At 59.7% G+C, this 20,786-nt stretch carries 15 protein-coding genes; 6 read left to right on the top strand and 9 right to left on the bottom strand.

What is annotated here, in order from left to right; translation table 11 throughout:
* Nucleotides 1-343: 343 nt before the first annotated feature.
* Entirely contained in the window at nucleotides 344-1,600 is a 1,257-nt protein-coding gene (locus P8K07_16655) for a hypothetical protein (protein ID MDG1960158.1), read from the bottom strand.
* A gap of 304 nt (nucleotides 1,601-1,904) precedes the next feature.
* Nucleotides 1,905-2,564 (bottom strand): hypothetical protein, encoded by a 660-nt coding sequence (locus P8K07_16650; GenBank protein MDG1960157.1) that lies wholly within the window; start codon nucleotides 2,562-2,564, stop codon nucleotides 1,905-1,907.
* A gap of 1,335 nt (nucleotides 2,565-3,899) precedes the next feature.
* Here P8K07_16650 and P8K07_16645 point away from each other — a divergent pair.
* Complete coding sequence (locus P8K07_16645) at nucleotides 3,900-4,262, top strand: hypothetical protein (GenBank protein ID MDG1960156.1); 363 nt, start codon at nucleotides 3,900-3,902, stop codon at nucleotides 4,260-4,262.
* Complete coding sequence (locus P8K07_16640) at nucleotides 4,262-5,170, top strand: FkbM family methyltransferase (GenBank protein ID MDG1960155.1); 909 nt, start codon at nucleotides 4,262-4,264, stop codon at nucleotides 5,168-5,170. Before P8K07_16645 ends, P8K07_16640 begins: the two co-directional genes overlap by 1 nt.
* A gap of 223 nt (nucleotides 5,171-5,393) precedes the next feature.
* Here P8K07_16640 and P8K07_16635 read toward each other — a convergent pair whose 3' ends face one another.
* Both P8K07_16635 and P8K07_16630 read right to left on the bottom strand, forming a co-directional pair.
* Nucleotides 5,394-6,578 carry a hypothetical protein gene (locus P8K07_16635; protein ID MDG1960154.1) on the bottom strand — a complete coding sequence of 395 codons (1,185 nt, stop codon included), beginning with the start codon at nucleotides 6,576-6,578 and terminating at the stop codon, nucleotides 5,394-5,396.
* A complete protein-coding gene (locus P8K07_16630) occupies nucleotides 6,578-7,150 on the bottom strand; it encodes a tRNA-(ms[2]io[6]A)-hydroxylase (protein MDG1960153.1) in 573 nt (190 codons plus the stop codon). Before P8K07_16630 ends, P8K07_16635 begins: the two co-directional genes overlap by 1 nt.
* Before the next feature lie 448 nt (nucleotides 7,151-7,598).
* On the opposite strand from P8K07_16630, the gene P8K07_16625 reads away from it, so the two are divergent.
* The gene (locus P8K07_16625; GenBank protein MDG1960152.1) at nucleotides 7,599-9,242 is read left to right on the top strand and encodes a hypothetical protein; all 1,644 of its coding nucleotides are present in this window, start codon (nucleotides 7,599-7,601) and stop codon (nucleotides 9,240-9,242) included.
* Between the two features lie 470 nt (nucleotides 9,243-9,712).
* On the opposite strand, the gene P8K07_16620 is transcribed toward P8K07_16625, so the two are convergent.
* Entirely contained in the window at nucleotides 9,713-10,582 is an 870-nt protein-coding gene (locus P8K07_16620; GenBank protein MDG1960151.1) for a hypothetical protein, read from the bottom strand.
* Nucleotides 10,583-10,769: 187 nt separating this feature from the next.
* On the opposite strand from P8K07_16620, the gene P8K07_16615 reads away from it, so the two are divergent.
* Nucleotides 10,770-11,792, top strand: a complete 1,023-nt coding sequence (locus tag P8K07_16615) for a hypothetical protein (protein MDG1960150.1) — start codon at nucleotides 10,770-10,772, stop codon at nucleotides 11,790-11,792.
* 178 nt (nucleotides 11,793-11,970) lie between these two features.
* Here P8K07_16615 and P8K07_16610 read toward each other — a convergent pair whose 3' ends face one another.
* A complete protein-coding gene (locus P8K07_16610; GenBank protein ID MDG1960149.1) occupies nucleotides 11,971-12,777 on the bottom strand; it encodes a coniferyl-alcohol dehydrogenase in 807 nt (268 codons plus the stop codon).
* A 400-nt stretch (nucleotides 12,778-13,177) separates the two neighbouring features.
* On the opposite strand from P8K07_16610, the gene P8K07_16605 reads away from it, so the two are divergent.
* Nucleotides 13,178-13,711, top strand: a complete 534-nt coding sequence (locus P8K07_16605) for a hypothetical protein (GenBank protein MDG1960148.1) — start codon at nucleotides 13,178-13,180, stop codon at nucleotides 13,709-13,711.
* Nucleotides 13,712-14,067: 356 nt separating this feature from the next.
* On the opposite strand, the gene P8K07_16600 is transcribed toward P8K07_16605, so the two are convergent.
* The 3 genes from P8K07_16600 to P8K07_16590 all read right to left on the bottom strand — a co-directional run bounded on the left by P8K07_16600 (nucleotide 14,068) and on the right by P8K07_16590 (nucleotide 19,053).
* Complete coding sequence (locus P8K07_16600) at nucleotides 14,068-16,302, bottom strand: TonB-dependent receptor plug domain-containing protein (GenBank protein ID MDG1960147.1); 2,235 nt, start codon at nucleotides 16,300-16,302, stop codon at nucleotides 14,068-14,070.
* Nucleotides 16,303-16,547: 245 nt separating this feature from the next.
* Nucleotides 16,548-17,741, bottom strand: coding sequence for an iron-containing alcohol dehydrogenase (locus P8K07_16595; protein MDG1960146.1), 1,194 nt, complete (start codon nucleotides 17,739-17,741; stop codon nucleotides 16,548-16,550).
* 151 nt (nucleotides 17,742-17,892) lie between these two features.
* Nucleotides 17,893-19,053: a GTP-binding protein gene (locus P8K07_16590; GenBank protein ID MDG1960145.1), complete on the bottom strand. Its 1,161-nt coding sequence runs from the start codon at nucleotides 19,051-19,053 to the stop codon at nucleotides 17,893-17,895.
* 363 nt (nucleotides 19,054-19,416) lie between these two features.
* Between P8K07_16590 and P8K07_16585 the strand changes: the two genes are divergently transcribed.
* Entirely contained in the window at nucleotides 19,417-20,736 is a 1,320-nt protein-coding gene (locus P8K07_16585) for an oxygenase MpaB family protein (GenBank protein ID MDG1960144.1), read from the top strand.
* The last annotated feature ends 50 nt before the right edge of the window (nucleotides 20,737-20,786 follow it).

Genomic DNA, 20,786 nt, shown 5'->3' with positions numbered 1-20,786 from the left:
CACGAACCAGTCGGTTCTTGGCTTTCCTGTGGAAGGCTTCGTTGGCCTGCCGGCAACCGGCCTGGTTCTTCAGACCTATCAGAATGGCAACGCCGGTGGCACGTACGGCAACGCGATTCCGATGACGTCGAATCAGCAGATTCTCATGATCGGTCAGAGCAACTAGAACGCCCCCCAACGGCAGGAAACAGGGAGGCCCTTTTTGCCCGGAAGGCGCTCTATTCGTCCATCACAATTCTCCCAGACGGCAGCATTTCCCGCCCGTGGCGGGAAATGCTGGGGCTAATCGGCCACTCGAACCGCTGTCAAACCTTGGCGCAAAAACCTCAGAATGCCAGCCCAGCTAGTACTGGCACTCGCACTGCCCGATGCCATCCTCGCAGGTGCCACCACAGATAGAGCAGGCACTGCCCGTCTCGCACGATCCCGGACTGCAGACGCCCGACAGGCAGCTATCTGTCCTTGTGCACAAGTTGCCATCGCAGCTTCCAGCGCCATCTGGCTTGAACGTACAGTCGGCCCGGCAGCATGAGGACGAGCTTCCATTGTCGGGACCATCGTCGCACTGTTCGGCCGAGTCGACTCGACCGTTGCCGCATGGCGGGGTTAGCTCAATGTCGGCAAATACCAGCAGGTGGTCGGACGCGGCGGCACTGGTGCCTGCCGGCAGAACATCGCCCGACTTGCTCAATCCGCCGAAAAGACCTTCAACGCTCGAGTCGTAGACCTCGGCCAACACCCCGCCTGCCGCGATCACAGGGCTGACAAAAATATAGTCGAGACGACGCCCGGATGCAGGCCGCGTCGCATCCCGGCCGTCCAGCTGCACCGCAGGAACAGTGCTGACCTGCGCAGCGCTCAGGTTCGTAAACGGATCATTGACCAGACCGCCACTCACCAGCAGGGCCTCCAGGTCCGAGCCGAGCTTGAACGAACCGGGAAGCCCGGAAGGTTCGCTGACCATTGGGTTTGGCGTCTGCGGAACATTATCAGCTTCTTCATTGATATCGCCGAGCAGGATGTAAGCGTCGAACAACGGGTCGAGGTCCGCGACAGCCTGGGCCATCCGGCGGGACTCAACAACTCTACGGAACTCGTCGTCATTGCCGGTCCCCGATTTCCAGTGACTGGATACCACCGTCAGGTCGGGTGCATCGCCAGGCATGTCCACTGTGACCTCGACCATCAGGCGGGAAATATCGTTCGCCGCTGGATCGCCGGACAAATCTGCCGATGTATTGATGATCGCGGAAAGAAGCGGCAAATCAGTAAGGATTGCGTTTCGATCTGCCCCAAACGGATTTGAACTCGGCACGACAACCGAGGCGTAGCCTGCGTCGGCGGCGAGTGAGGTCAGGTTCGCGGCGTCCGCGGAACTCGCCACCTCGTTAATTGCGACAATGTCCGCGCCGATCCGGTTCAAGACATCGAGGGCTGCTTCGTATTCGGTCGACCCCGGAGCACCGACAGTTTCGATATTCCAGGTGGCGACTCGGACAAGGATGGAATCGATATCGCCCTCGCTCGAACTCGATGCGCCAAGGCCAAAGAGCACGACAGCGAGGATCGCGAGGTATCGGGTGATCGGAGCCACGGGCATGCCGTAGCTCTAGATTGTATTTCAGGTCAATTCGAGTGAGGGGACGCGCAATGATATTTGGCGATCTCGCGGTAGCCAGGCAATCAACTTGACGGGGCCAACCCCATCAGGTCACATGCGCCCGTCATGGTGCCATTTCCCCAACAGCGTCGGGCAAGATCGACCCCAGCGCGCCCCTATGAGAAAGTGCGGCAAGTTTGGCCACGCCAGCCCAGCCCAATCCGCCATGCCGCACCAGCAGGAAACATGAAAGCCCTTTTTGCCCAGAAGGCGCTCTAGTCGTCCATCCCGGTTCTGCCAGAGCCTACTGACCGGCCCAGACAAGGTAGCCACTCGGGGCCTTGGGAAATAGCGCTGAAGGCGGAGTCTTGGAATTATCCTGCATAGCGGTGAGAAGGGCTATCGGATCCTCGCTTATATTCAGAGTGATCCATTGCCCGCTCACCGCCGGCCATATCTCTCTAGCGCCGCTGTAGCCGTCGTAGGAGATGCCTGGGAAGTTTTGGCAGATCGGAGGCGCGGTTTCTTTGCCCGTGGAGTAGCACTGCGGCGAGTAGGCATCAAAAAGAGGCACCACATCAGCTTGAAACTTTGGAAAAGTGACGCTCCAGCCATCCCCGCTCGGCTCGCTTGCTGGCCAGTGTTTTTGGAGTGCAGCTGTGCGAATGCCGTCTTTGGAGGTGGTCAGAATGGAGTACAAGCCTTGTTCCCGTAAAGCTTGAAGCGCAAAAGTTATCGTACTTTCGAAGTCCTCGTAGCTATCAAAGTCGTCCCCCACACTTTCCAAGTCGAAAACGGCACCGCTAAACCCATTGTCTGCGAGCATCTCTGAGTCCCGGCCCTCACTCAGCCCAAGCAAATCTTTTTTATCGATAGAGTTAGCATTACCCCCACCTATATCCGCGAATATCAGGGCACCGGAAGGCGGCGGGTTGGTTTTGTAGTTCGGACAGTCCTCGATCAAAGCGGGCGCCAGAGACGATGTTCCCCTAAAGCAAATCCAAATATTGTATTGATTAGCCCCGAAAAGCGCAGGTGGTTGGCTCGCTGTAAAGTCGGAGGCGAAGTAACCGCGAACTGTGCCCGGGAGCGGACCTATAGGGATGGGGTCCCCGGATCCGTCAGAACCTACTAGATCACTATCAGTGCCACTGCTCCCGCAGCCACTGATGGCACCCAGAGACAAGAAGGCGATTAGTAAGGCAAAGCCTATGGGGCCTCCCCTTTGTTGCGGATTTTATCATCTGAACTCATCGCCATGCCTTCTTTCTCTATCCCAACGCGTCGTGGAGATTGCCGAAGGGATAACTCTATCGTCCTTGAAAAATGCCCGCCATGCGGAGGAGTAACCACCGAGCCACTTTTGTCACCGATCCTGACGGATAACAGGCTATCGGCTATCAACACGGCGTTTGTTAATTCACGATCAGGATTTTCCGGGCGGCAGGAAACATGAAAGGCCTTTTTTGCCCAGAAGGCCCTCTATTCGTCCATTCCGATTCTGCTACCGGCAGCGTTTCCCGCCCTTCCCAACCGTGGCGGGGCCGCTGGAAGGCTCTTGAGAAGCCCTGCGACTGCGGCGCTTTTTTGTTGGGGCGAAAAGTGACTGGAGCAGGCCAGGTGCCACTTGATCGCCGTCTCCAAACGCCGCGTGCGGCCTGCTCATCACGCGACAGTCGGCATCACTGGCGATTAGGCACACGTCGCGCCCCAACTCGATTTTCGCAGTGCAGTAGTCGAACTTCTTGCAATCTTCCGAAGCGCGACAGTCTCTGTTCAAGTTAGCCTGCGCTGCATCGGCCAGACCTTCGGGCGTTACGCAGGTGTACGCATCAAGATACGGTTCAAGGTTTGCATATGATAGCGCGTCGATGATGCTCCCCTGCGCCTCAGTCGGTGCGAAGCACACAAGACCGCTACCGCAGTCTTCCGACTTTGCACAGCGATCACCTTGCCCAGCTTTACAGCCAGCAAACGGAATCAGCAGGAGCATCAGCAGCAGAAGACATTTCGTGCCGGGGACTCTGACATGGGCCAGCCGCGATTCCCAGAGCGGGCAACTGACTGACACATAAATTGTGAGTTGAGAGCGAATGCCTGGAGAGAGATCCCGCCCGAAACCACAGAAGCCCCGACCGGGGCCATTCGAGTGAGGGGATGCAAATGATATCCGGACACCTCGCGGTAGCTCGATTGGGTTTCTGCCAGGGGCCGTGTTCGGGCAAAATGGGCCCTTCTGTTTCGTGCCGTCGGATCCCCATAGTTGATTTTCAACATGGGAGGTCGGCAGATGCGGTCTATGCCGACCCGTCTGCACCTTCCGGCAATGGCCACGGTCGTGGCGCTGCCGCTCGCTGGTTTCCTCCCACCCAACATTTTCGGCGCAGGGGGCGGACCCGAATGGGAAACCCTGAATGAAAAGGCAGTCGAGTTGTACCGCGCCCGTCCGATCGGTCCACGATCGCCGCATGCTGATCCGACTGCCCTGAGGACCGTCGGCGGGGCGGCCAGCGGCCAGTGCAACGAACACGGGCGCATCGGGAGTCGCTTGTCCGCCATGAGCCAGCACGAACGTGAAATCGTCGAAGCCCGCATGTACCAGCATCTCCCGGAACCGCTCCTTTGTTGTCTTTTTCCCTGTCGGAAGGATACCCAGTTCTGATGCTGCCTGAGCCCACACCGAAGAAAGTCGCCCGCCCGATTGTCGCCGCGTTCCTCATCCTGACCCTGTGCTGCGCTGGCTGCTCGGACCCATCCAGTCGCCTTGTTCCTGACCCTCTCAAGAGCGAGATCGATCCGATCGAACAGAGGCATCGCGAAATTCAGGCTGCCCTCGGCATCGAACCAAATGAAGTGACATCGACGGTGACTCAGGCGATTGTTCGCGAGACCAAGCGGATCCAGGCGCTCCCCGGTAGAACCGGAATCCTCGCAGAGCCGTGGCAGTATTCGGTCTTCGCTGAAGAGATCATCATTCGCGATTTCTTTCAGGATCGGAAGGACGGTTTTTTCGTGGATGTGGGCGCCGCGTGGCCTGTTCAGGGCAGCAACACCTATTACCTCGAAAAACATCTGGGCTGGACGGGAATCGGAATCGATGCGCTCTCGGAATTTGGACCTGCCTGGAAGAAATTGCGGCCTGATTCGAAGTTCCTGGTCTTTTTGGTGACCGACAAGTCCGGGGGCGAAGGAAAATTCTTCAAGTCTGCGGGCCTGGGCATTTCGTCGACCGATCGCAAACATGCGTCGGGTCAGATGTTCGGTGTCGAGGTGGAACCCGAAGAGATTTCAGTTCCGAAGACCACATTGAACGACCTTCTCGATCGCGAGGGAGTCACCAAAGTGGACCTCCTGTCGATGGATATCGAGGGCCACGAACTGCAGGCACTTCGGGGTTTTGATCTCGAACGGTTCCAGCCCGAGTTGCTCGTCATTGAGGGGAAGCGCCCGGCCATCAGAAAGCACTTCGAGCGATACGGATACGAATTGATCGAGCGTTACCTCGAGATGGATAGCGGCAACCGATATTTCCAGCGCAAACAGCGGCACCCGGAGCACGGACAACCCTGAACAACTGATCGCCACGTGCACGCGGCCGTCAGCCTGCACCACGAGCCCATCGCGACTTGCAGCCCACTCCCGCAGGTAGCGCCCGAAACCTGTCCTCCCGGACGGGACGGTCGGAAACGTGAAGGCCCCTTCGCCTCAACGGCTTATTCGGAAAGCCCGATCCTGCCACCGGCAAGGTTTTTCGCCCTTCCCGCCCGCGGCATAGCCGCTGGGCCGCGGGTCCTCACACAATGCCTGCATCCCTCAAGCCATGAACAAGCTTCAAGGTTCGGAAGGCATCATTCCATTCCATCAAGCGTCGATGCAGAAATGGACCGGTCACCTGCGCACTGGCCTGTGCGGCAGCATCGAAGGCACCCATCGCATCCAGGGTATCGAACAAGGCGGAACCCAGGGGATCTGCGACGGATTGCACCTGAGACTTGAGGCGTTCAACATCCGGTTTATCGGCGAACGCCTTCAACCCCCTTAACCAATGACCGACACCCTCGAATACCCTCGGGGCATACGAACGCACAGGCCTGCCATCGCGCAAGGCGGCACTGATCTCTTGCAGGGCAGCGCCGGTCCCGAAAGGAACCCTGTCAGACAGTCTCCCGCGGACGCGCACGCGCTCACCAGCAAGGGAATGAATCCGCCCGACTTTGGCCAATTTGTTCAACAAATAGAAGTCTTCAGCCGCCAAGCGCTTGGGGATACCACGAACAATGGCGTAGGAATGTGCAGATACAGAAATCTGACTGCCAATGGTGTGAAAAGCATAGGGAGAACCCGCCCGGGCCAGCCCATCAACGTAGGCCTGCAGGTAGGCATCATAGAGGCCCATGGCCTTCTGTTGAATGGCATCGCCTTCTGGAACATGGACAAAGGGCGTAATGGCTGCCGACGCACCCTTGATAGGTTTCGCCAGCTGCTCAAAGTAGTCTTTCGGCACCTGAACATCTGCATCTGTGCAGCGAATCCAATCACTTTGCACAATCCCTCGATGAATCAACGCCAGCGCAATGTCGCCAGCAATCTTGCGGGCAAGCCCCACACCCTGCTTGGGTGGCAACCACCGGTTTGTTGAAGCCCGGTCCACCACAAGAAGCGCCATACCGTTCAACATGCCCCACGACAGGGACTGATCTGTCCGAGTGCCGTATCGACCAAGCTGCATCAATGTCTGCGCATTGCCTGCATGGACGTGAGCCTGTGCCGACTGCCGACCGTTCACCACGAGGATCACCAATGCGGAATCAGCGACTCGCGCCTGTGCCATCGTCTCCAGCGTATCGACCAAATTGTCGGCCTCGTCGCATGCTGGAATACACACCACATGGTTCCATCTTTGATCCGTATCTGGCGCGATTTGCGCCTCAGGCTCAGCATACCGTTCAAGATACTTTTCAATCACTCCTGCCTTCATCAGTGCAGTGCCGCCCGGAAGGGAAGACCCGCACAGATTTCGGCATCGGCTGCCAGAAAGAACTCGAGACGTTGTCTAACATCAGGCATTGGGAAATAGAGAGCAGCGAGTTCGATGAAGACCTCTGCATGGCGTTCTTCCGACCGTGTGATCTCATCGTAAAACACTTTCAGAGGACCTTCTTCGAGTGCGTTGGCGATACAACCAAAGCGTTCATGGCCCCTGGCTTCGACAACGCCCGCCATGATCAAACGATCCAAAAACTCCTCGTCTCGGCCACGACGTGTTCGCTTGAGAAGCGCGTTCACATAGGTGTCTTTTTGGTCTCCCGAAAATCGAAGCCCGCGATCTTTACAGATGCGAAACACCTTGTGGAAATGGGCGAGCTCCTCTCGGGCAAGCTGAATCATCGGGTCGTGGAGTTCATCCCGATCCGGATAGCGAACCACAAATGTCATGGCCATCCCGGATGCTTTTCGCTCACACGCGGCGTGGTCCAGGAGGAAGGTATTGAAATCTCCCAAAACTGTACTCACCCATTCATTGGGCGTGGTGGTGTGCAACTCAATCATCTGATTCTCGTAACCGCGCACCGAAGTTGTGGTGGCCGCTCCCTTTCTCAATCAGGATCATACATCATCCTGCAGACAGCACAGGACGGCAGGAAACATGAAGGCCCCTTATGCCGAGACGGCGCTCTATTCGTCAAGCCCGGTCTGCCACCGGTAGCGTCTCCCGCACTTGCCGCCCGGGTTTCTATTCTGGCCGGGCCTGCAGCGACCAAAGGAAGTCGCCGACTCGCCTTCCCGCCCGTGGCAGAGCCACGGGCCGGCGGGTACGCACGTCAAAACGATCCAGCAGCTAATGGGCCCTCATGTTTCCGACCGTCAGTATTCTTGTGGTAGTGCCCACCACACGGAGGTGTTTATGGTATCCGGGGATTCCCTCAGGCTTTGTCTTGTCGCACTGACTCTTCTGCTTTTTGCACGACCTGCTGGCGCTCAGGACAAAGCAGCGACGTTGGTCGCCCCCGCGTTCGACGCAGGCAGCGACGCCCCCTCGCAGGCTTTGTCGGCGACGGGTCCGCCCCCGCTCGCCTCAAGACCATTCGCGACGCCCTTGCGCAACCCCTGGCTCGCCGACGGCCCCTACCCGATGTCGCATCACAATCCGGCGCAGACCGACGTCTCGACGGAACACGGACCCACGCGAGGCAAGGATCTCGTGGCTGCCGACGTCAAGACAGTGCCCGTCACCTGGTCGTCGTCGCCGCTCGTCAAAAAAGTGGGCGGCCAGACCACGGTGATTGCGGGGACTGCTACGGGACTCGTCAAAATTCGAGCCACGGGTGAAGCGTTCGAGCAAATCTCGCTTCTCGCCTACCCGGGTGATGCGGACCACTCCGATGTGACGCCCGAAAAGATCGAAAGTGTTATGGCCGGGATCGACGGAAACCGCCGCAAGGGCCAGGACTGGCGCCTGCTATTTCGTTCCCTGTGGATGGTGTTCCAGCTCGATCTCACGGGGATGGCGAATGGGCCGTATGGCGTGATCGACAGAGACGGATACTTCTACACCACCTACAACCGTACGAACCTGCTGAAGGCGTTTGACGATAACCAGATCGATGCACCACTGCGTGCTGTCAAGCATGTGAATGTTCTCGACCTGCTGCCGGCCAATATCTCCGAACAGGCCAAAGACCTGCACCTCAAGGCCATTTCAATGAGCTACGACGGCCACCTCGTCGCGGCGGCTTCCGGGGGCGTATTCGTCTTCGGCCGAGATCTGACGCTGCGCGACTACATGTTTTTTCCCGGTGAGCATGTCGAGAACGGGATCGCTCTCGACGAGAAGCGCATTTACGTCACGACCTCAAAGCACATGTATGGCCTTACCTGGGACGGCAAGCGCCTGTCGATCGACGGATCCCGTGGCGGTTGGAAAAGCGCCTACGACGTAATGCCAGAAGGCGAGGCATTGAAGCTGGGCGCAGCTTCGCACGGCTCGGGCACCACTCCCACATTGATGGGCTTTGGCGACGACGAGGATCACCTTGTTGTCATCTCCGACGGAAATCCCGACGGGGCACAACTCGTCGCGTTTTGGCGCGACAAGATCCCGGCCGACTTCAGCCAGAAGCCCGGGACCCGTTCGAGGCGGATCGCAGGTCAGATCCGCATCCCCGATGCGCGTACGACCATCGAAGCGTCACCGGTCGCCTATGGCTACGGAGTGATCGTGATTGATTCGACCTACCCGGAGCCGGCGCCGGTTCCGTTTCCGCTCAACATTATTCCGAACGCGCTCCTCGCGGGCGTCACCCGTGAAGCGCCGCGGGGCATGCACAAGTTCGACTGGCTTCCGGACGAGGACCGCTTCGTGCTGGACTGGACGCTCGACTACGTGGACAACACCGACTGGATGCCGCCCGCAGTCTCGCCCCAGACGGGTCTCGCTTATATCGCCCATAAGGAGAACGGGCGCTACGAGTATCAAGGCATCGATTGGGACACGGGCGAGCTGGTGGCTCGCTGGCGCTTTCCCGACGACAGCATTCGCTGGAATACCTGGGGCGGCATGACGAGCCTCCTCGAGGACGGAGACCTCCTGCTCGGCGGCTTCTTCACTGCCAAGCGGTTCAACATCGGCCACCTGCGCTGAAGTTCCCGCCGGCGGCTCCCCCAACGCCGACCTCATTTGAACGGTCGATGGAGAAGTCGTCAACTATGTCTTCGAATTGCAGAGCCCGTCACTCGAAGATCCTCGATTTCCTCCGTCCGGCTGCAACCTGGCGCTGTATCTTGAACTATGACATCAAGTTCGTGGGATCGGATGTCGTCGAAGCAGGATCCATTTCCTGCCAGCGTCAGGCACATCTTTTTATTGATTTTGCGTACGGCGCGTATGGAAACATCGTCGGTCAAGCTCTCGTTGATGGATGCTTCAGGGGAGGCGCTATACCCAGAGTAATTTTTCCCAATTGACATGAGCTAGAGTTTGCCGACATCGTCGTTTCTGCGGAGTCGGCAGAGGAACAAGCGGCGATCGCGGAGTCGGTGTTCGCGCCGCTCGTGAAAGCCTTGCTCAAGGTGTTCGTGGCCGCGCTCTGAGCGTACGGCGAAAGCTTGAGCTCACTGGGCGGTCAGACCGGCGCAGAGGTCTACTCCGGTCCGGTCCTGCCAGTCTGCAACGAAGTCTGCACAGACGGGCGCGTCGCAGAGGGTATCACGCCCCAAAAACGGTTCGGCGCCGGGGTCGGGACAGCCCTGATCGGCGTACGAGCGCATGAATGCTTCCTCGCAATCGGGGTAGCCAAAGCGCAACTCCGAGCAAATCCGCAGCCTCTCTCCGGTTGACACCTCTGACTCACACTCGACCATGGCGCAGTAGCAGGTGAAATCCGAGTCACGGCATTCCCCGGCTACCGGAGCACATTCGCCGAAAACGCAACTCTCGTCCCCCGCGCAACCGCCACAAACTCCACCGCAACCATCATCGCCGCAAGTCCGCCCGGCGCACTGAGGTTCGCAATAACACTGGCAGAGGTCAGACACGCCGACGATCGATGAAAGGTCGAGGAATCCGTCACACTCGGGCATCTCGCAGAGCGCTTCGAGCCCGGGCACCGTGAGTCCCTTGCAGGTCTCTCCGCACCCCTGGCGGGCAAAGGAATCGGTCATCACGTCAGCGCAACTCGAAGGCAAAAGGCTCGACGGGCAAGAAGCTTGCCCGGCGAGAAGTTGCGTCGGTATCGGCAGACAGGACTCGACGGCACAGACGCAGCCCGCCGGATCGGCTTCGCAGGCGGCTAATGGCGCCGGTGTGCTCGTGGGGCTGGGAGCGATCGACAACGCCGGGGTGGGTGACGGATCGCGGTCGGGGGTCGAACCCCCGCAGGCGACCAGCATGGTGGCAAGGCAGGCCATCGAGAAGCCGTAAACCAACTTTGCCGACACGCTCGTCACCCGGCGTTTGTACACCAAACTATATTTTCCCGCCATACCTTGCGGGCGATAGGCCGAAGGCGGACCACAGCGGACAGGAAGAAGGCCTTGGCCCCAAGATTGGCTATGGAATGCTGCAGCATCAGGCACACGCAATAGTCTCCCCTTTCGCTGCTGGCGCCAGCTATCGTTCGGAATTAAAAAAGCGCATACGAGGACCTGCAACCTCGCTGCCGGGAGGTTGATGATGAAGTTATGGGTGTCGTTGTTCTCGGTCGGAGTTCTCACCGCCTGGAGTCCGTCAGCAAATGCACTGGAACTCTGTGCGGTCCTGGACAAGAAAACGGGAGAGCTGAAAGAAGGCTCGCCAATCAAGCTGCGGTCCGTTTGCAAGACGAAGAAAAATGGCACGCCCATCGAGATATCTATCGGGACCACCGAGGCGCTGGCCGCCGCGACGGCCAATACCGCAGCGCGAGAGGATCTCGAGCAATACCTCGAAGTCGATACAACCAACCATGTCGTGCGCTTTACGGGGGCCAACGTCCAGATCCGGAGCGGCGCGGGCGCCAGTTGGGGGACTGGCGTGTCGGCGACGCCTGACGTCAATGGCCTCGGCAACCTGATCATCGGCTACGACGAAAACGACAGCAACGACAAGACGGGCTCTCATAATCTGGTGCTGGGGCCGTATCACACCTATAGTCAGGCAGGCGGGTTGGTGGCTGGATACAAGAACGCGGCGACCGCCGGCTACGCCTCGGTCACCGGAGGTTCGGAGAATACCGCGAGCGAGCAATACAGCGCAGTGACCGGCGGGCAGAGCAACTTGGCGGGCGCCGCGCACGCAACCGTCAGTGGCGGCCGACAGAACCAAAGCATCGGCCAGCATGCCTCGGTCGGAGGCGGCAACATCAACGTCGCCCAAGGAGTTTATGCCGCGGTCTCGGGGGGACATAACAATCGGGCGAGCGGCAATTACGCGGTCGTCAGCGCAGGCCGCAATAATACGGCGAGCGAGAACGAAACTTCAGTCAGCGGCGGGTCGCAGAACCGGGCTACAGCCCGCCTCGCCGCGGTCAGCGGTGGCCAGGGGAATGAGGCATCCGGTATCGCGTCCCATATCAGCGGTGGTCGGTTCAACGACGCCACGGCAACTTACAGCGTGGTCAGTGGCGGCGCGGGCAATACAGCCAGTGCCACCGAGGCGACGGTCAGTGGAGGCGATGCCAATACCGCGGACGTCGAAGGCTCGCATCTGCCCTGATTGGCGCCCCTGGGCCAAGGGATTGGTAGCGAGGCGCTGCTGGCCCGCCCAGCGTTTGTCGTTCACGAAAAAATGCGCCCCTGACGCTAACGCATCAGGGGCGCATCTGCAATTTAATTGCAAAAAGAAGGCGGACGCAGTTCCGCCTTGCAACTAGGACGCAGGGGGGGCGTGTTCGTTACCCCGCCAGTGCCGTGAAATCGACTTCGCCAAGGCTGAATGCGGCCGTAAATCCGCCATCAGCTACCAGATTGAGGCCATTCACATACGTTGAATCGGGATGGTTAAGGAACAACAGCGGGGGGACCATCTCCTTGGGCTGGGCCATGCGACCGATAGCTTGCTGGGTGGTCCACTCAAGCGTCTGCGAGCCAATCGTCGCCCGAAAATCGGGCATCATCGCAGATTCCACAGGTCCAGGGCTGACGCTGTTCACGCGGACGCCCTTCGCGATCGCTCGCTTGGAGAGTCGGAACGTGTAGACAACGACGCACTCCTTGGAAAAGAAGTAACCGTCCCCGAGATCGTCGGGATGAGCCTCGCACCACGCGAGCGCCTCGGCGAAATCACTCAGATCGAGAAGCTCCTTGATCTGACCCAGATGTTGCGGCCACTCGTTGCCGGCGATGGAGGCCACGTTGGCAATCGCCGACCCTGCCGGCATCGACGACAGAAGCGACTCCGTGAGGTGACGTAAACCGAGAACATTCACTCGCATCACGTCGACTGCCGGACGGGTCTGCGGCACGCCTGCAATGTTGAATAGCGCATCAACGGGCTCGTCAATGCTTGCTACCGCCTTGTCGATCGCAGAAGGATTGCCAAGGTCGACCTCAATCGACCGGACCCCCTCGACAGAGATGGGTTGTACATCGAGCGCGGTAATACGAGCACCTTGCTCGGCTAGACTAGTTATTGCGGCAGCACCGATGCCTGAGGCAGCGCCGGTGACAACCGCGTGAAGACCTTCGTAAGATTTATTCATGAGGCGCTCCTAACGCGCCACCGCCGACCCGCAAAAACATCGCACCCAATTACCAACGCTGAATTCGCGATTACGGCCGGAAAATCTCGCTGATCGATGCACGCAGATATCGCCGCGAGCGCGCCAGAAACCCGACGCCTCGCAAGGCGTATGATTCAGCCCGCCGTCAGGAACCCAATGAGTATGTCTGGGGGTGGTTTGCGCGTGAGAGAATCCTCCTCGACGAGAAAATCCTCTGGCCGGGATCCTTCGGTTTTGGTTTTAGAATGATCTTCGGCACATGGCCGCCGATCCCGGACATTCGCGGAGCTGGCTTGGCTGTCGAAACCGGAGGCTAACTTCGACAGACGTGGCGTTATTGCGTTTACAGTCAGCTCCGAAGCTGGGGAAACCTCCGCGAATGAAAATACCAATCTATCTACTCGCCACCGTCATGTTTCTTGCCGCTGCGTGCGGTGACTCGGACAACGACGGAGCCGAACTGCTCTTTGTCCAGACGTCAGGAGGTGCGGTCCTCAGCGATTCCGAGCTGCTCCTCGTGAACACCAACCCGGAGACGAGCTGGTTCACAGACCGCCCCTACCGCGAGGCGGGACAGGTCTCGACCGAAGAGTTTGTGGCTCTCTGGGATTTGGACTCGGAAAACTTCATTGGTCCGAGTACCACCCGCGGCCCATTTGCCGACGACCCACCGAACTCTGACTTCACCTGCACTGTTGATGGGGAAGTGGTGAACTATACCGTCGAACTGCAAGATGCATCCCTGGTTCCTCCGTACTGTGAGGCGCCGCAATGTTTCGTGAGATATGACGTTACGTTCATCGGGCCGAACGTCGTGGAACCATTCAGTGATTTTGAGTGCGATGGCCCAGCCCACCTTTTCATTGGCTCTACGAGCGTGACAATCGGCGCAGATGGGAAGGTTGAAGGATAGGCGTTTTGAATTTGGTGAAATCAGGATGATCGACGCCTCGCCCACTGGAGGTGCCTTGACTGTTCCGCACCAGAGGACAGTTTGGAATCCGACGACGAACACAAATACGGTGTCTCCAAACGCCGCGTCCACCTGCGCACCGAGCGGGCTGGCGCGGCGTTTGTGCGTTTAACAGACATCTACCCAGCCCCCGCGGCACGCTCTTTGTGGCTTACCGTGGCGACTCGGACAACAACAGAGTGACGTATCTCTTCGTCCAGACCTCGGGCGTTGCGACCCTCACGAACGCCACGCTGACGCGGATCAGCGCAAGCCAGCAGGCAGGCAGGCAAGGTCTCAAGCGAGGCCCCCGGGCGTCAGAAGAAAACCTGAATGCCGGCTCGGACCGCGAAGGGCATCCCGGCAGAGAAGGTAAGATCGTCGACGCCATCCGCCGCAGCCATCTGTCGCGGCAGGCTCCCCACCTCGGGGCACGGCTGTCCGGACAACTCCTCGCTTTCCAGGCAGGTCGCCTCGGCGAACTGGGACTCGTTCCAGCTCTCGTTGGTCACGTTCAGCAGAGCAAGTGACAGTTCGACATTCTCCCATCGATACCGAAGAAGAATGTCGAACAGGGTCCAGCCGGGGGCGATGATACTGGAGTCTTCAGTGGCCGGGCGATCTCCGAGGCTGCGGACGCGGAAGGTCGCACCCAATCCCTCGTAGTCGAACGAGAGGCCGCCGTTCATGTAGAGCTTCGGAGCAAGCGGAATGGCGCTGCCGTCTTTCAAACGAGGCGACGCCCACGCGAGATCGTAATCCAGATAGGCCCAGTCGGTAAGTTCGTATCGGCTGTAAAAATCGACTCCCCACCGCCGCGACGCACCTGCCGGGACGAAGTTCCCGGTGGCGAGATCGATATCTGCATCCACGTCGCCACCATCCCCCGAGAAAACCAACTCCTCGTCCAGGTCCATGATCCACAAGGCCGACGAGACCTCGAGCCCCGGCAGCCAGGTCCCGCGAAACCCGGTCTCGCCGCCGGTCGCCCGCACCAGACCGTCGCGACCCGTGCGCACCACAGCCCGCGCATCATTGGAGTGAAAACCCGTCCCGAAATTGAAGTACAGCTCGGTATGCTCCTCCTCGAAGGGCGTGATGACGACGTTCACCTTGGGGCTGACGATGCCGTCGGTCTGATGCCCCTCGATGGGCACCGGCTCGAAGTTCCGGTCAGCAGGCTGCGCCCTCAGTCGGTTCTGGACGTCGAAGACGAAAAAGTCCCCGCGCAGGCCGAGCTCCGCTCGAAGCCACCAGGCCGGAAAGAACTCCGCCTTGGCAAAGCCGCCGAAGGAATACTCCTCGACCTTGACCTTGTTGACGGTAAAGAAGCTCTGGCGGCGTACCTGGCGGTCCAGAGTGAGATTGGGAAAATCTCCACGGGTATAAACGCCAACCTGGCCGACATAGGGAATCGTGCCGACCTCGTCGTCGTGCGAGTAGGTCACCTGACTACCGTAAAGGAAGCGTTCATCCCGCTGGTAGATCCCGTCGCCCGTGATGTAATTCGCCGACGGATCGATCGGAGTGCACACCGGGTTGTCCGGGGCCCAGCCAGCGCAGGTATCGACGATATCTCCTGCTGCCGGAGCGGTAAAGCGCAGGCCTGCGTCGCGGAAGAATGTGAAATTCGACCACAGGTCCATGGTGTAGTGCTGCCCCCAGACCTGCGCGTTGAGGCGATCGGCCTCGGTTGGCTCCCAGGTGTATTGTACGTTCAAGATTTCGCGGCTTGTGCGCCCGCCCTCTGTGGGGTCCAACGAGCCAAAGCGTCCAACCTCGCCCGATTCGACAGCACGTTGAGGGATCTGGCCCGACGCGTCCCAATCAGCAGCGTACATCTGCCCGGAGATCGTGAGCCGGTGATCAGGTCCGGGCTCGAGGGTCAGCTTCACAAGGCCATTTGCACGCCAGAAGTTCTGCGGATCATCGAACCAGGCGCTGGTGTAATAGCCCTCGCCGGACATCAGCAACTTTCCCCAACCGAGATCGGTAGAGGCGCCAAATACGCCGCGAGCAGTACCGAAGGAACCGCCTTGGGCGAGGATGAAGTTCTGTTCGAACTCGTCCTTCGTCTTGAAGGCCAGCGCACCAGCGACAGCGAAGTCCCCGAACTCCGCGAAATAGGGCCCCTTGAAGAGCCGGATGCCCTCCAGAGTCTCGGGGATGACGTAATTCGAGTCGGCCCAGCCCTGCCCATGGGCCTGAGAGACCAGATTGACCGGCATGCCATCGGTCACCAGCAGAAAGTCGGTCCCGTGGTCCACGTCGAAGCCCCGGATGAAGTACTGAAACGCCTTGCCTCCTCCCTGATGCTGAACGACCAACAACCCGGGAACGTTGTTCATGATCTCCTGCGTCGTCGAGTGTGGCCGCAACAGGAAGTCACGCATATTGATCTCTTTTGACGAGGCTGCGGTGACCGGCTGCCGCGAAGCGGTGACGATAATTTCCTCAATCCCCTCGACGGAAATCGGGGGCTCATCAAGTTTTTCTGGCCCATGAGCCTCTGCGGGCACGCCCGCCAGGAGCATGCATGCCACGAGACCCATAAACCGCTGGGTAGAGCAGTACACTAGAAGGCTTCCCTCGAAGAGTTAAAACACAAAGACTCTTGTTGGATTACAGAACCCCTGTTCGTCAAGCCCGGGCGCGCCACCGGGAGTGCCCCCCCGCCCGTATCGGAACGGCATAGTGTTCTGCGTTCAGCGCAAAAGTACCCGAGGCATCCCATGAATTGATTGACGCGGGACCCGCAATCGAAGACGACGAGGTTCCCGTGACGCAAGACTTGGCGCTATCTGGTATCCAATGCCGCCTCGTAAAGCACCCGCACCTCGTCTCGGGTCGGGTAACGAGGAGTGGTCAAGATGATCAGATCGCTCAACGCATCTTGGGTCAGGTCGTCAAGATCGCTCTCGGTGCACCCGAGGTCGCGCAACGTCTTGTCGGTTCCGACTTGCTTCGAGAGTTCGCGAACGGCGGCAATCGCCGCATCCGTATCCGCCGCTACCCCGAGCGCCTCTCCGATCCGCCCGTAGCGCGCTGCAGATACCTCGCGATTGAACTCCATGACGTGTGGCAACATCGTGGAGAGCGTCTGCCCGTGAGCCGCATTGAAACGTGCTGAAACAGGGTGCCCCGTAGCGTGAACGAGTCCCAGTAACGGCCCCGACGAAAAAGCGAGCCCCGCGAGATGCGACGCCCAGAGCATGTTTGCTCGCGCCTCGAGATCATCACCCTGCGAAACCGCCGTCGGCAACCAGATGCGAGCGAGTTCGATGGCGCGCAGGGCAAATGAGTCCGCATACGCGTTGGCCCCCTGCGAGGTGAAGGCCTCGATTGCATGGGTCAACACATCCATCCCGCACGCCGCAGTCGCCGTTACGGGCAGCCCCAGGGTCAGAGTCGGGTCAAGCAGCACCGCCATCGGCTTGACCGCATCGTTGTTAAACGTCAGCTTCCGATGCGACTCCGAGTCGGTGACTAATCCGCCTCCGTTTGTTTCCGACGCCGTCCCCGAAGTCGTCGGAATCGCCACCGTCGGGTACGGCAACTGCTCGGGAAGTCGGGCAGACCCCAAGGTGGACATATCGATCATATCGCCCTCCCCCAAACCGACGTGGAGAGCATATTCGATCCCTCGCCCCTCGTTGGGGGCCGCGATCGCGATGCACTTTCCGCAATCCATCGCGGATCCACCACCCACAAGGAGCACGACGGCCTCCCCGAAGGCACGCAGTTCCTCGAGCCCGGCGTCGACGTTCCGGTCGGTCGGGTTCGGGTCCACGCCGTCGAAAACGCGATGCTGCAGCCCGGCGGCCCCGAGTGCGTCCACGATCGGCCCGACAAGGCCGGCGGCGACAACGCCCGGATCCGCCACCACAAATACTCGCTCCGTGCCCGGCGGAAGATGCTGCGCCACCTGCAGGCTGGTGCCCGGTCCGAATGCAGTGGTAGGGCCCGGGGTAATCGTGAAGTCTGACAGCATCTTGGTTTCTCCTTTGAATACGGTGAGGGACGACGGCTTTCGTACTGTCCCGGATGTCGCTCACAAGGCTGCCGGCCTGGCCGTCAGACTCCTGCGGTGAATAGCACCTTGGCCCGACGGCATATCTGCGTGGACGGCCGAGAGCCAAGCATTATTGAATCCTCAAACTGGTCAACGCCGGCAGGTCTGAGCCGTCCGTCGATGCACGCAACAGATCGTCGATCGCGTCCTCGTCGAGAAGGCAGGTGTCGAGCCCCGAGAACAGCTCTTTCCTGTCGAGATCGACCCCTGCAAAAACCAGCTCCTGCCTCCGATCGCCGAAACGCGGATGCCAAAGCTTGAGGAGGCGCTCGCGCTCGGCGGTTTCACTGGGCCACGCCCCCTCGGCACAACTCGCCCACCACGGTCCTGCCTGGAAAACTCGATGCACAGAACCGGCGCACGAGTACCCGAAGCTCTGCTCCGGCTCACTCGCAAACCAAATGCGCCCCTTGGCCCGGAGAATCCCTTCGGGGTGGCTCGAAAGCCAGTCTTGCAGCCGAACTGGATCAAAAGGGAGGGCACGCCGGTAGACCAGCAGGTCCGCCTGCGGTTTTGCCTGCGGTTCAGCCTCTCCCTGCAGCACCTTGAGCCACGGTGGTACGACTGCCGTAGTTCTTCTTTCCTTCATGGCAGATCGGATCGAGCCGTTTCCGTGTTCCGGATCGACTCGCCCTTTCGATCGATCGTCACCTTCGATCTGGCACGCAAACCAATTCATATCAGTGGGTGATCCTTCACGGATCGGGATCGCCGAGGCTCCCGGATTGAGTACCGTAAGGCAGCGGGCAAGGGATTCGGAAACCGGTGTCGATCCGACCAGCACCAGGTGGGTCGCTGACTCGATCTGGCCCACCACAATATCGGCCACGCTTCGTCTGTCGAACTCGCCCTGCCCCCAGCCGTATCCCGAGAGAGGCGCTGGCGACGAGATTTGATCGATGACCTCGTCGATGTCCAAAAAGGTAGAGACGCTCGCAAGGTGTGCGGGCCGACTAAAAAGAGATCGGAGAATATCTCCCCGCAGCCAACTCTCGACGAGAGATGCTGGCTCGATAAAGGGTGGAAGGAGGACACCCACTTGCGTCGCCTCGCCGAGGGATGCTCCAGCGATCCCGCTGAGCGGCACAAACGCCATGACATCGCTCATTCGCTCGAAACTCTTTCGGACTCCCGCGGTAGGCAAACCCGCAATCAAATGCACGCCCACCGAAGCCCCCTGAGCGACGCACGAGTCGTCTTGTAACAACGCATTCTTCGAGGTTTCGTCCATCGTCTACTATTTCCTCACGCGACGGCTGCGATGCGTTCGCCCACCCCGTCGAGTCGGACCGAGCCAATCGAGCAACAATTTGTCTGCTGAATCCACACCAATTCGGCTTTGAAGTTAACGCATCTATGCCGCAATTGCAATCTGATTGCATTAAGGAGGGCGCGGAAAACATGCTCTGATGCACAACCTACTCAGGACTTTTCGCAGTGCCCCCCTCCTCCAATCAAAGGAGATCCTCGTCCCCGCAGCAGCATATCCTGCCTGCAAGTTCACTATTTCGCGGCGATGACCTTGCTCGTTCGCAGGCTCGGAGTCGAGATCCCAAAGCTCGACATGCGGCTGATCACTTGGTTCACTGGAAACATGTCGACACCAGAGTATTCCGACTTCGTCCAACGGCAGCGCGAAGAAATTCCCGGGATCTACGGCGGGGTCGATTTCTCGACCGTGCCCGAGCGTCTCGATACCCAAGCCAAGCTGGACGACGAGCGCTTCGACAAGCTTCGGTCGATGGTCGCACCCGTCTTCGACAACCCCGACCTGCTCGAGCGCGTGCGCAACTCGACAATGACCGGCGACCGCGTCTCTGACGCCTATGCCGCCCTGATCCCCGAGTTCGGCTTCCCCGTCTTGATCCAGATGCTGGATGCGGCTTGCGAAAAAGGAGTGGAGAATGTCGAGAACGCCCCGCCCGAACTCGTGGCCTTCATTCGCGCCATGGAGAACACACCCGAGTGGGTCGATATGGATTTGGTCGAAGCCGGAGCGCGCGACGAGCGGATTCCAATGGCCGCAGGCACCCCGTTTGCAATTCGCGGCGCTTTTCTCGCGACCTTCCTGAACAAATACGCTGCGCTTCCGATGACCATGACGGGCACCTTGTCCGACGAAGCATCTGCCAAGCGCGTCTTCGAGACCGCGAGCTTCTTTACCGCCACGACGCTGCCTGGCGCACTTGAGCGCTACGGTAAGGGATTTCAGGCGGCGGCCAAGGTGCGTTTGATGCACTCGATGGTGCGCTTCCACCTTCTCAGTTCAGGCAAATGGGACGTGGGCACCTACGGCATCCCGATCCCGCAGGTCGACCAGATGCCTGCGGGCACCATCGGCACGTTCCTGATGTCCGCCCGGCTTTTGCGCAAGGGAATCACGGAGTTCACTGAAGCGCAGAGAGCCACGGTGGAATTGTCCCGCTATCGCTGCTTCCTGCTCGGACTACCGCAGGACCTGCTCGGCGAGACACCCCGGGAGATCATCGATCTTCTGATGGCTCGCCACATCACACTGCGCGAGGCCTATGACGACGAAACATGCGGCACCCTTGTGCGGGGCACGATGGAGGCGGACCTGTTTGATCGATCTTCGATCCGGGGAAAGCTGCATAGCTGGCTTGAAAACGGCTTTTCCCGGTTCGTGCTCATCAACAGCTTCCTGAGTGGCGATGCAGCACAGGCCAGAACGATGGGAATCACCTTCAGCCGGACCGAGAAGTTGGCCGCGGCAATTGCAGCGGGCGTCATCAGCACCAATGCGGCATTCTATCGCATAGGACTGAAGGTGCCGGGGCTGTCGGCATGGATCGACCGCCGACTCAACGCCAAAATCGCGCGCCTGCTGGACACCTACGGCCACGCCGACTTCGTGACCGACCCGGGCCAGTACACCGTGAACGCCGCGACCTAGCGTGCAACGCCGCGACCCGGCCTGCGAGCGCGCGCGAGCGAAATCGGATG

The sequence above is a fragment of the Candidatus Binatia bacterium genome (genome assembly GCA_029248525.1).
GTDB lineage: Bacteria > Desulfobacterota > Binatia > UBA12015 > UBA12015 > UBA12015.
Note: the sequence above shows the minus strand (reverse complement) of the source record. Positions and strands in the feature narration are given on the sequence as shown.

What these genes read in the sequence shown, in the direction of transcription:
- P8K07_16655 (MDG1960158.1), bottom strand. Translation starts at nt 1,600, where the DNA reads ATGCCCGTGGCTCCGATCACCCGATACCTCGCGATCCTCGCTGTCGTG.
- P8K07_16645 (MDG1960156.1), top strand. Translation starts at nt 3,900, where the DNA reads ATGCCGACCCGTCTGCACCTTCCGGCAATGGCCACGGTCGTGGCGCTG.
- P8K07_16640 (MDG1960155.1), top strand. Translation starts at nt 4,262, where the DNA reads ATGCTGCCTGAGCCCACACCGAAGAAAGTCGCCCGCCCGATTGTCGCC.
- P8K07_16635 (MDG1960154.1), bottom strand. Translation starts at nt 6,578, where the DNA reads ATGAAGGCAGGAGTGATTGAAAAGTATCTTGAACGGTATGCTGAGCCT.
- P8K07_16630 (MDG1960153.1), bottom strand. Translation starts at nt 7,150, where the DNA reads ATGATTGAGTTGCACACCACCACGCCCAATGAATGGGTGAGTACAGTT.
- P8K07_16620 (MDG1960151.1), bottom strand. Translation starts at nt 10,582, where the DNA reads ATGGCGGGAAAATATAGTTTGGTGTACAAACGCCGGGTGACGAGCGTG.
- P8K07_16615 (MDG1960150.1), top strand. Translation starts at nt 10,770, where the DNA reads ATGATGAAGTTATGGGTGTCGTTGTTCTCGGTCGGAGTTCTCACCGCC.
- P8K07_16610 (MDG1960149.1), bottom strand. Translation starts at nt 12,777, where the DNA reads ATGAATAAATCTTACGAAGGTCTTCACGCGGTTGTCACCGGCGCTGCC.
- P8K07_16605 (MDG1960148.1), top strand. Translation starts at nt 13,178, where the DNA reads ATGAAAATACCAATCTATCTACTCGCCACCGTCATGTTTCTTGCCGCT.
- P8K07_16600 (MDG1960147.1), bottom strand. Translation starts at nt 16,302, where the DNA reads ATGGGTCTCGTGGCATGCATGCTCCTGGCGGGCGTGCCCGCAGAGGCT.
- P8K07_16595 (MDG1960146.1), bottom strand. Translation starts at nt 17,741, where the DNA reads ATGCTGTCAGACTTCACGATTACCCCGGGCCCTACCACTGCATTCGGA.
- P8K07_16590 (MDG1960145.1), bottom strand. Translation starts at nt 19,053, where the DNA reads ATGGACGAAACCTCGAAGAATGCGTTGTTACAAGACGACTCGTGCGTC.
- P8K07_16585 (MDG1960144.1), top strand. Translation starts at nt 19,417, where the DNA reads ATGTCGACACCAGAGTATTCCGACTTCGTCCAACGGCAGCGCGAAGAA.